We start from the raw sequence: 1,682 nt of genomic DNA on the forward strand, positions 1-1,682 counted from the left end.
GAGTTCCTGGCCGTCATCAGAATCGACGGGGGCTGCCGTCGGCAACTTCCCCCATCGTGCCTTCCCCGCAACGGACGTGTCCTCCTCGTCGAAGGTCACATAGTAATCGAAGACGGCGCCGGCATGTGGGTCCGCGCCGACCAAGCGGTCGAACACTGACTTTCCGGTGGCCAGCGCGTCGTCGTGCGTCGATGCCTCTACCAGAGCGTAAATCACCATATGCATCTCGAACACCTCGAAACGCCGACGCACCGGGAATCGTTGCTCGCTCCAGCTGCGCCGGCACCCATCGCCGGCGCTCGAAAAACCTGATCTAGCGGTCGAGTCTTAGGACTCGTTCGCTCGCTCGACTGTGATGGTTAGATCGCCCGACGCGTAGTCGGCCTCGAAGTCGACGGTGAACGCATCCGAGTCGTACGCGGCGTGGTAGGCACGGTGTCGTTCGAGCGACCCCGTCGCCTTGAAGTGGAAGAACGCAGCTGCAGTGTAGGGCTTGCTCTGAGTCTCGACCTGCGTCTCGACAGAGGCCGGGAGCGCGATTTGTGGTGTGTCCGTGTCGATACTCGTAGCGAACGCCTTCGCTTCCTCGACGCTCGCCTGCGAATGTGCTGGCGTCTCGCCGGTGAGCACGTTTACCGGCGTCTCGGTATCGTCGGTGAACAGGACATCGTGGAAGGTGTGTGTCCCGAGGACTGCGTCGGGATCTAACTCGCAATCGTGGAATGGATCGTCGTCTGGTTTCTCGGGCATCAAATCACGAGCCTACGGTGGGGTTCAGTCCTTTCTGCCCCAGAAAAACCACCATCTGCTTCGACGCAAATCGCCCTACGAGCGGCTGAGTGTCGCGTCCGGAGACGGTGCTTCACCGCTCGGGATGCGCAACTCTTGGCGCTTCCCGATCCACTCGCCGAGCTTCTGCTTGAGGTACTGGCGAGCCGTCGACTGGGTGAACACACCCTTGTCGACCATATCGCCAACGACGTCTTTCAGTGCCCGGAACTGCCCCTTCAGATGGCCATCGCCGACCGGCTCGCCGTCGTGCCATCGGACGGTGGCGAGCGCCCCGTTCCCGACTGTCTCGTCGTGGGCGACCGTCTCTGAATCGTACTGGAGGCCGAACCACAGTGTCCGGTAGGCGGCTACCTCGAAGGTCGGTGACACCACGTAGAACGCCTCGTGGTGGAGATAGTCGAGATGGTCCGCGACGATCTCGTCGAGGGTAAGCCCGGTGGCGCAGGGCTTCGGCTCGACGACCGTCGACGGTCGATCCTCGCCAGCGAGGTAGCCGTCGACCGCATCTGCTTCGAGGCCATCGGCCAGTTCCGCCAGCAGCTGTTTCGCCCACTTGGAGTCGGTGTCTTCGCCACCGAACGGCGACTCAGCCGAGATTCGGTGCTTGAGTTTCAGGTTCGCAGCACCCCAATGAGAGTAATGAAGCGTGTACTGTCCGTCAGTTCGTTCGTACGCAACGAGTGCGCGGTGGCCCATTGAACAATCACCTCGTAGGACGACCCACGACTGGATCGCCCCGCACCCCTCCCAGGGGACGAACAACGCTACTCGTCGATCAGGTCGGGGGAACTGAGGTCCGCGTACAGGACCTCACCGTCGCGGATGACGTACCGTTTCGCCAGCACGGGAAAGCGGCACTTGGTAAATCCGGCTGTCTGGATGTCGAATTC

The 1,682-nt window shown here is 61.9% G+C and carries 2 protein-coding genes and 1 pseudogene; all 3 read right to left on the reverse strand.

Annotation, left to right across the window (positions count from 1 at the left end; genetic code table 11):
* Positions 1 to 225 (reverse strand): annotated as a pseudogene (locus FJT57_RS15835) (hypothetical protein); the annotation flags it as partial.
* 102 nt (positions 226 to 327) lie between these two features.
* A complete protein-coding gene (locus FJT57_RS15840; RefSeq protein ID WP_144906818.1) occupies positions 328 to 750 on the reverse strand; it encodes a hypothetical protein in 423 nt (140 codons plus the stop codon).
* Positions 751 to 825: 75 nt separating this feature from the next.
* A complete protein-coding gene (locus tag FJT57_RS15845) occupies positions 826 to 1,488 on the reverse strand; it encodes a DUF6735 family protein (protein WP_144906820.1) in 663 nt (220 codons plus the stop codon).
* Between the last annotated feature and the right edge of the window lie 194 nt (positions 1,489 to 1,682).

Origin of the sequence: Halobellus captivus, from assembly GCF_007655485.1 — an archaeon.
In the GTDB taxonomy this organism is placed as follows: domain Archaea; phylum Halobacteriota; class Halobacteria; order Halobacteriales; family Haloferacaceae; genus Haloquadratum; species Haloquadratum captivum.